Annotated in this window: 8 protein-coding genes; 7 read left to right on the forward strand and 1 reads right to left on the reverse strand. The window is 45.3% G+C overall.

All coding sequences use genetic code 11. The features are described 5' to 3' along the window. Window positions 1-226: 226 nt before the first annotated feature. The 6 genes from LAY57_RS24740 to LAY57_RS24765 all read left to right on the forward strand — a co-directional run bounded on the left by LAY57_RS24740 (window position 227) and on the right by LAY57_RS24765 (window position 5,993). Window positions 227-1,495: a M16 family metallopeptidase gene (locus LAY57_RS24740; protein ID WP_249069776.1), complete on the forward strand. Its 1,269-nt coding sequence runs from the start codon at window positions 227-229 to the stop codon at window positions 1,493-1,495. Window positions 1,496-1,599: 104 nt separating this feature from the next. Continuing rightward, window positions 1,600-2,883, forward strand: a complete 1,284-nt coding sequence (locus LAY57_RS24745; protein WP_249069765.1) for a M16 family metallopeptidase — start codon at window positions 1,600-1,602, stop codon at window positions 2,881-2,883. A gap of 256 nt (window positions 2,884-3,139) precedes the next feature. Then, window positions 3,140-3,868: a peptidoglycan-binding domain-containing protein gene (locus LAY57_RS24750; RefSeq protein WP_249069766.1), complete on the forward strand. Its 729-nt coding sequence runs from the start codon at window positions 3,140-3,142 to the stop codon at window positions 3,866-3,868. 211 nt (window positions 3,869-4,079) lie between these two features. Further along, window positions 4,080-4,301, forward strand: coding sequence for a type II toxin-antitoxin system VapB family antitoxin (gene vapB, locus LAY57_RS24755; RefSeq protein WP_249069767.1), 222 nt, complete (start codon window positions 4,080-4,082; stop codon window positions 4,299-4,301). Between the two features lie 2 nt (window positions 4,302-4,303). Then, window positions 4,304-4,690 carry a type II toxin-antitoxin system VapC family toxin gene (locus tag LAY57_RS24760; RefSeq protein WP_249069768.1) on the forward strand — a complete coding sequence of 129 codons (387 nt, stop codon included), beginning with the start codon at window positions 4,304-4,306 and terminating at the stop codon, window positions 4,688-4,690. A 79-nt stretch (window positions 4,691-4,769) separates the two neighbouring features. Further along, on the forward strand, window positions 4,770-5,993 hold the full coding sequence (locus tag LAY57_RS24765) for a GTPase family protein (protein WP_249069769.1): 1,224 nt from the start codon (window positions 4,770-4,772) through the stop codon (window positions 5,991-5,993). Between the two features lie 69 nt (window positions 5,994-6,062). On the opposite strand, the gene LAY57_RS24770 is transcribed toward LAY57_RS24765, so the two are convergent. Then, a complete protein-coding gene (locus tag LAY57_RS24770) occupies window positions 6,063-6,251 on the reverse strand; it encodes a hypothetical protein (protein WP_249069770.1) in 189 nt (62 codons plus the stop codon). Between the two features lie 246 nt (window positions 6,252-6,497). Here LAY57_RS24770 and LAY57_RS24775 point away from each other — a divergent pair, with 246 nt between their 5' ends. Continuing rightward, a complete protein-coding gene (locus LAY57_RS24775) occupies window positions 6,498-7,382 on the forward strand; it encodes a hypothetical protein (protein ID WP_249069771.1) in 885 nt (294 codons plus the stop codon). Window positions 7,383-8,121: the final 739 nt, after the last annotated feature.

Consider the following 8,121-nt stretch of genomic DNA (forward strand, 5'->3'; position numbering starts at 1 on the left):
CCGGGTTTCTGGAGTGTACTTAAAACTGCTATCTGTATTTCTTGATTCCAAATATAGCAACCGCTCTCGTCGGTTAGAACAACTCCAACTCTTACTCCGTCACCCTTTTCTCTCTTCCCTCAACGCTCGCCCCTAGCAAGAGAGTCCCTAGTCCCTAGCGATAAGTTGGACAAGAAGCGCTAACATAATTGAAAACGAGTGGGATGCGGGTTTGAGATTAAGTGTTTTGTCTCAACTGCCGAAGGTGTCAGAGTTCCCAGCTGATGTATTCAGGCTAGAGAATGGATTGACTGTTATCCATCAGTACATATCGGCTACTCCGGTAGCAGTGGTGGATGTCTGGGTGCGGGCGGGTGCTATACGAGAACCGAATGAATGGTCTGGTATGGCCCACTTTTTGGAACACATGATCTTCAAAGGCACCGACCAAGTGCTTCCAGGCGTGTTTGACCAAATTGTGGAAAATCGGGGAGGTGTGACGAATGCCGCCACAAGCCACGATTATGCTCACTTTTTTATCACTACAGCGGTGCCGTATTTGGCAGATACTTTGCCATACTTGGCGGAACTGCTATTGAATGCCTCGATTCCAGCAGATGAATTTAGCCGGGAACGGGATGTCGTGCTTGAGGAAATTCGTCAAGCCCAGGACAATCCCGATTGGTTGGGCTTCCAAGCGCTGATGGAGAGCGTTTATGAGTGCCACCCTTACGGTCGTCCGGTGCTGGGTACGGAGATGCACTTGCTAAACCATTCGCCGGAGGAGATGCGATCGTTTCATTCTTGCCATTACCAACCAGAAAATATGACTGTGGTAATTGTGGGGGGAGTAGACCGAGAATCAGCTCTGGATATGGTGGAGCAGTCATTTCAGCAGTTTGCCACTAGGTCTGATTGTCGCCAATTGGCGACAAAAATCGCTACACCTCTGAGAGAAATTCGCCGCCAGGAACTTTGTTTGCCCAGCATCAAGCAAGCTCGTTTGATGATGGCTTGGGCAGGCCCAGGGGTGGAAGAACTACGCAGCGGTTATGGATTGGACTTGATATCGGCGCTGTTGGGAGATGGGCGCAGTTCTCGACTGGTGAAGCAATTGCGGGAAGAAGAACAATTGGTAAGTAACGTTAGCAGCAGTTTTTCGCTACAGCAGGAGTCGAGTTTATTTACGATTAGCGCCTGGTTGGAACCGCAATATTTGCAGATAGTGGAGGGGCTGATTTGCTCTAGTCTCGCCGAACTGCACTCGTCACCGATGTCAGAGGCAGAACTGAAGCGTAGCAAACGCTTGCTGTGTAATGATTATGCGTTTTCTACAGAATCGCCGGGGCAGTTGGCTGGACTGTATGGCTACTACAATACGATCGCTGAGGCGGAAATAGCGGTCACCTATCCGCAGCAGATTCAAGGATTCCAGGCCCTAGACCTCCAGCAGCTAGCGCAACAGTATCTCTCTCCAGAGCGGTATGCCGTTACCATCTTGAAACCAAATGACTAATGACCGATTTAAGATTTCAGATTTCAGATTTCAAATCGTAAATTGGAAATAAATTTGAAATCGAAAATCTAAAATTTACCAATGACCAATGACTAATCACCAGAATGCAAGATTACGTTAATCAAAGTATTAAGAGAACTGTATTAAAGAACGGCATTGTAGTAATCGCAGTAGAAAATCCCGCTGCCGATATTATTGCTACTCGCATTTTTTTGCGTGCCGGTAGTCGCTGCGAACTAAAGTCGCAAGCTGGTGTGGCACATTTGCTGGCAGCTGTACTCACCAAGGGAACCTCTAAACTCAGTTCCTCAGAAATTGCCGATCGCGTGGAGTCGTTGGGGGCTGGTTTGGGTGCAGACGCCGCTGCGGATTATTTTTTAGTGAGTATGAAAACGGTTTCAGCAGATTTTCCTGAAATGCTGGAATTGGCAGGACAGTTGCTGCGAATGCCTACTTTTCCAGAAGCGGAAGTGGAACTAGAACGCCGCATGGCTTTACAGGCAATTCGATCGCAACAGGAACAGCCATTTACGATCGCTTTTGAGCAGCTGCGGCAAGCGATGTATCAAAATCATCCATATTCGATGTCCGGTCTGGGGACTGAAGCCACAGTATCAAACCTCACTCGTACTGATTTGCAGGAGTATCATCACAGTTACTTCCGCCCAGACAATATAGTAATCAGTGTCGTAGGCCGCATCGCACCAGAAGATGCTCTAGCTCAAATCGAGCAAGTGTTGGGCGACTGGGAAGCACCAACAACGCCTTTACCGACGCTGAATCTACCCACGATTATCCCTTTTCCTCACCCCACGGTAACCCGCCAGCAAACCCAGCAATCGATTGTGATGCTGGGGTATCTGGGCGCATCGGTAGGAAGTCCCGATTATATGGCTTTGAAGTTGCTCAACACTTACTTGGGTAACGGTCTTTCCAGTCGCTTGTTTGTGGAATTGCGCGAAAAGCGGGGCTTGGCTTATGAGGTTTCTGCTTTCTACCCTACAAGGTTGGATCGATCGCAATTTGCAGTTTACCTGGGTACGGCTCCCGAAAATACTGCGATCGCTTTAGAGGGTTTGCGATCGGAAGTCGATCGTTTGTGTAAAATACCCCTTGAACCAGAAGAATTTCAAGCCGCTAAGAATAAGCTGCTGGGTCAGTACGCTTTGGGTAAACAAACCAACGCTCAAATTGCCCAGGTGTTTGCTTGGTACGAAATCTTAGGACTGGGGATTGAGTTTGATACCATTTTCCCCGAAGCTATTACGGCTGTAACAGCCGAAGCAGCGATGGATGTGGCTTGTCGATACTTTGTTGAGCCCTATGTGTCCTTAGTTGGGCCAGGATATGCTGTCGATGGGCTGGTAGAACAGGGATCGCAAAATTAATTTGCGATCGGTTTTCAGTTGCATGAGGTACATAAGAGAAACTGGGTTTCTTTGTACTTCATATCGCGTTCGGTTGCATCGTTAGTACATGAGTGATATCGTCAAATTGTCTGTTTTCATCGTTGGTTAGATTTTTACCACAGATGAAGACAGATGAACACAGATAAACACAGATAAGAATAAGAACAAGAGTTTTTTAGCTAACCGATGCGTATCACTCACCTGAAAAGGGCTGTATTCTCATAACCGATGACCGATGACTGAAAACCAAAAAGGTCTTAAACCCACGACTTTCATCCCCTTCTCAACTTTCTGGGGGTTAATCCAAAATCCAAAATCCAAAATCCAAAATCGATTGAAGTCACGTTTTTACTCGTTTCTGTTTGCTATTTCCTTGTTAAGTTGGCAGCAAATCCAACCCGCACTCAGCCAGGGAGTCAGCCGTCTAGAGTCTGAAGTCAAAGGCCCGCAGTCCCTAGTCCGACCGATCCTAAAAAGCGGTAGCCAGGGAGTTGCGGTGTCGGAACTGCAAGCTGCGCTTAAACTGTTGGGATATTACAGTGGATCTGTGGATGGCACTTACAGCGAGAGTACTGCGATCGCAGTTTCCCGGTTTCAGCGAGCTGCTGGCTTAAATGTCGATGGCATTGTCGGCACAGCAACGTGGGAACGTCTGTTTCCGCTGACGCCACCCAAACCGTCGTCTCCCCCATCTGCCAGTTCTCCAGAATCGCCAACTAACGCCAGTCCTGCTACCGCCGCTGAGCCCCCAGGAACCGATTTACCAACTTTAAAGCTGGGAATGCGCGGCCCAGCCGTGTTTTGGTTGCAAAAGCGGCTGCAAGCAACAGGATTTTTCACTGGCAATGTGGACGGTATTTTCGGCTCGGATACGGAAATCGCCGTCAAAGCGGCACAGCGGAATTATCGGCTTAACCCCGATGGAATTGTTGGGGGCAGTACTTGGAGGGCGCTTTTACCTTAATCTGAGGAATATCGGCTTCATGTTTTGGAGGTGCGGCGGGGCGGGTTTGGCAGATAACCCTTCGATCGTTCAGACAATCTCTAGGGCATTACCCGCCCCTACAATCAGACAACATATACAAGTCTGTTGCTACCGGACTTGATATGAATAGATTACTATTGGATAATCATGCTTTTATCTAGTTTGTCTCAAATTTAAAAGAGAGTAAAAAATGATGATAGAAACTGCTATTTTAAAAAATGTCGAAAAATTGCCTGAACCTGTCAAACAGGCAGTCCTTGACTATACAGAATTTCTTGTAACCCGATACACACAAGACACTTCTCAAACGGAAAAAGCTGCCAAGCGAGGCGGACTGGGAATTTGGAAAGGTAAAATCTGGATGTCTGATGATTTTGATGAACCTCTCGAAGATTTAAAGGATTATATGTAAACATGAATATTCTACTAGATACTCATACTTTTCTCTGGTACTTGCAAGACAGTAAAGAATTAAGTTCTAAAGCAGCAGAAATTATTGAAGATCCAAGTAACACTCTCTGGTTGAGTATCGCCAGCTTATGGGAAATTTCAATTAAGCTTGGTTTAGGAAAACTTAGCTTACAAAACTCATTCTCTGAGTTAGAGGAAGTGTCACAACAACTAAAAATAGAGGTTTTGCCCATCACATTCTCTGATACAGAGCGCTATCTTAACTTACCCCTACATCATCGAGATCCGTTCGATCGCATTCTGGTCGCACAGGCGATGAATCATTCCCTTGTTTTGATTAGTCGCGATGTGGCTTTTGATGCCTATGACCTTCAGCGGGTATGGGAATGAAAAAGGTGGAAATGTATTTGACATTAAAAGAGAAAAATACTAAAATATGGCAAACAACAGCTTTTCCCCACACTAATGTATGACTACCACTAACAAATCCGATGAGGACAGTTTTGCACATCAGATCGAGAACTACCTTGAGCAACTTTCTCGTTTCCCTCCTTTTCTCACCAAAGAAGTGAAGGAAGATTTAGAGGATTTTCTCCGTCTAGTTAAAAATAAGCGTCCACCCCGTTTTATGCTTGTTGGTAGACGTGGTGCAGGAAAGTCAACGTTGATTAATGCTATATTCGGTCATCGGGTAGCGAAGATCGGGCCAGTGAGGGCGCAAACTGGGGAATCTCTATGGTTCCCCTACCATTTAAATGGTAATAAAATTGAAATTCTGGATACACGCGGTATTCAAGAAGGAAGCAAACCTGTAGAAAAAGATGAGGCTGTAACCACAATCGAAAGTATCCTAAATTCAGTTCGAGAGAAGTGTCCAGATGCTACTCTCTTTCTGTGCAAAGCTAAGGAATTAGATGCAGCAATTCAGGGCGATCTTGATATATTTGAAAACTTGCTTAAAAGTATTGAAAAAATTCATTCTCGCGATTTACATATTTTAGGTGTAATCACCCAATGTGATGAATTAGATCCTCCTAAGAAGCCAATAGATGATCGGAAGAAAAAGGTCAACATAGATGAAGGAGTTAAGGTTTTAAAACGTCATCTGGAATCAAGAGAGTATCTTCGTAATAAGCTCTTAGATGTCATTCCAATAGTGGCCTATGCTGAATATTATGAGGATGGAACTATAAATGAAGAAGGGGATCACCGATGGCAAATTGATTATCTTGTTCATATTCTATTGGAAGAATTGCCTAAAGAAGCTAAACTTTACTTCGCACGTTTGGCAAAAGTTCCAGAATTTCAAAAAAAAATGGCTACCAGTGTCATTAGACTAGCATCTGCATTATCTGGTATCGCTGGTTTTGCTATGATGCTATTCAGTATGCCCTGTGTAGGGTTCATTCGCTCTTGTATGATTTGCAGTATTATCTTTGTTTCTGGAAGAGAATTATCATGGAAAACTTTTTCAGACTTTGTGTTAGCTATTGGATTTACTGCTGGTTTTAACGTTGGAATTGAGGGGTTTTCTACTTTGCTGGCAACCTCTTTGCCTGGTATGGGAAATTACATTGCTGGTGGAACTGCTGCTTTAGGAACAGAAGCTCTTGGGCGGGCTGCAATTGCTTATTTTATTGATAAGTCTCCTATCGAAGTGGTTAAGCAGCAGCTAGTTCAAGCTCAACGTTAATATTGCAATTACCCAGATATTTCTGCTCTAGCTTGTACAACCCACCCCCATACACGCGACCCCCACCCATCAGCGCCTCATCAGAAATGCGATCGCTTTCATCCCCCCCCGTAGGCAATCGATCGCCTGCCACACCTGTTTGAGCAATTCTGAGTTATCTAGAAGCACTTTGGCAAGAGCGGGTTTGGGATACAACATCAAATATACAGAAGTTGTCAGGCTTCCTCTGGGAACATCGCCTAAAGTGTTACCCAGCATAACTTGTGGCTTTTTGTCAAAGGCGAACTCCCGTCAAAACTCAACCTTTTGGGGGAAGGACAATCATCACTGCGGATAGAGCCAGCAACTTGAGGGTAGAGGTTATTGTAGTTTTACAGGATAAGAAAGTTCAATCCTGCTTAATTTATAGAGCTTATAAGTCGCTGTTCAAATCGGCTTCTTAGGCAGATGCAGTAGATTGATCTGTTTGTTTATTTATTCCTCTAGGGAGTTCCATCAAAAGCCATGCCTGACCAAAATAATCGCACAACTTCTGAGCGTGAATTTTATAAAGACAGTGACGGAAACACTCATGCCAAAGAAACGCAAAACTCTGAAACTGTTCGCAACGCCGGTACACCTGAACAGTATCGGGACGGCTACACTCACGGTCGAATTGCCGAACATCGCCACTTAGAAGATAATCAAGTTGTTCGCGATAACAATAATGCTTCTCGCGGCTTGCTGTTAGGCATTATCCTTACGTCTCTTGTGGGTCTCGGCGCTGGCCTTTACTACTTCCTCAACCAGCAAAATAATGAGCCTGCACCTACACCTGCAACTACGATCGTACCTGTACCCGTACCTAGAGCGACTCAATCACCAAGTCCTGCGCCTGAAAGAACTATCATACAACGGGAAAGAACGATCGAGAGAGTTCCACAATTAGTTCCGATTCCCCAAACACAGGCTTCTCCATCACCACAACCGAATATTACCATTCAACAACCCCCATCTTCTCCAGCACCAGCCCCAAACGTTAACATTACTGTGCCGCCCAGTTCTGTGCAACAACGCCAGGACAATACCTCTACGCCTCAAGGTTCGCGGGATGAATCTCGATCGCAAACTGAGTCGCGCGATCGACAACTCCCTTCGCAGTCTACACCCGCTCAACCGCAAAGCCGAAATAATAACTCTACAACTCCAGGTTCGCTAGGTCAAACCGATACCACATCCGGTAGCGGTTCTGCCACTGGTAGCACAGATACTTCCACATCCGGTAGCGGTTCTGCCACTGGTAGCACAGATACTTCCACGACTGGTAGCGGTTCTGCCACCGGCGGTACTGGTGGTTCCACATCCGGTAGCGGTTCTGCCACCGGCGGTACTGGTGGTTCAGGTCAATAAACTTCAAATTTTGGATCTGGCGTGACAATTGCTTCCTAATGGTCTTCGTGGTTTTCAGCCCCCTCAAATCGATCGGGGGCTCTTTTTTGTGCCAGGAGATTTCAAAATGAATTAGAGTTGGGTACTATAGCTAGGAACTAGGGGCTAGGGAAGAGGAAAAAGGTTACTCTGTAAGGGATTATGGACTAAAGGTCACAGTTGGAGTTGCCCTAATCGCCCTGGCGGTTGCTATATTTCAAAAAATAAAGCAATATAAACTTTAGTTAATTACCAAGACAGAACTGGGAAACAGATGCTACTTTAAACAGTAAGGCACCAAGCAAGAAAATCTTCAAACAAAATTCACAGGATGCGAGCCAGTGCCCTCCCGCTCCAATCCAAACGCAACGCATGACCGGCGTAAAATTCATCGAAGAAAAGTTCATTGCGTTCACCTAGAATTAATTTTGATATTAGAACGCAGAGCAAAAATCGCTGTCTAAATTGACGGAGGTGATGTAGAAGTAAGATTCCGGTCGGTTGCGAGTCAAGTCCACTTTATTAAAGCACCTTCTCTTTGGAAATATCTCGTTGTAATTCGTTCCAATTAACTGGAAACCTGATAACCCGCCGCAAGCTACCTAACTTTTCCTAAAGTAGCTGGGCGGGTTTAAACTTAGTCATTAGTCATTAGTCATTAGTCATTAGTCATTAGTCATTAGTCATTAGTCATTAGTCATTAGTCATTAGTCATTAGTCA

This window comes from Argonema antarcticum A004/B2, assembly GCF_023333585.1.
GTDB lineage: Bacteria > Cyanobacteriota > Cyanobacteriia > Cyanobacteriales > Aerosakkonemataceae > Argonema > Argonema antarcticum.

Excerpts from the sequence above, each read along its gene's own strand:
- LAY57_RS24745 (WP_249069765.1), top strand. The coding sequence starts at position 1,600 with ATGCAAGATTACGTTAATCAAAGTATTAAGAGAACTGTATTAAAGAAC.
- LAY57_RS24750 (WP_249069766.1), top strand. The coding sequence starts at position 3,140 with ATGACTGAAAACCAAAAAGGTCTTAAACCCACGACTTTCATCCCCTTC.
- vapB (WP_249069767.1), top strand. The coding sequence starts at position 4,080 with ATGATGATAGAAACTGCTATTTTAAAAAATGTCGAAAAATTGCCTGAA.
- LAY57_RS24760 (WP_249069768.1), top strand. The coding sequence starts at position 4,304 with ATGAATATTCTACTAGATACTCATACTTTTCTCTGGTACTTGCAAGAC.
- LAY57_RS24765 (WP_249069769.1), top strand. The coding sequence starts at position 4,770 with ATGACTACCACTAACAAATCCGATGAGGACAGTTTTGCACATCAGATC.
- LAY57_RS24770 (WP_249069770.1), bottom strand. The coding sequence starts at position 6,251 with ATGCTGGGTAACACTTTAGGCGATGTTCCCAGAGGAAGCCTGACAACT.
- LAY57_RS24775 (WP_249069771.1), top strand. The coding sequence starts at position 6,498 with ATGCCTGACCAAAATAATCGCACAACTTCTGAGCGTGAATTTTATAAA.